We start from the raw sequence: 242 nt of genomic DNA, 5'->3' as shown, positions 1-242 counted from the left end.
ACATAATACAACGGTAATTTTCTCATAAAATATTCCGGATGATCTTGCTGTGTAAGCACTTCTGTAATCTCACGACCTCTGTCTGTACGGAAATTGAAACAGATCACGACATCATGATCGTTGATTTTAGCCACAGGAACAACATTTCCTATTTCTGTAGACTTGATCATAATGATCGGTTTCATAAACTCATCGGTGATATTTTCATCATAAGACTTCTGAATTTCCTGCAAAGCATTGGT

The 242-nt window shown here is 36.4% G+C and carries 1 pseudogene; it reads right to left on the bottom strand.

Annotation, left to right across the window (positions count from 1 at the left end):
• Positions 1 to 242 (bottom strand): annotated as a pseudogene (locus ACPYOM_RS23615) (hypothetical protein); the annotation flags it as partial.

This window comes from Monashia sp. HAY1-2A (genome assembly GCF_056755315.1).
The sequence above is the reverse complement of the archived record's forward strand: the minus strand, read 5'-3'. Positions and strand labels throughout refer to the sequence as shown.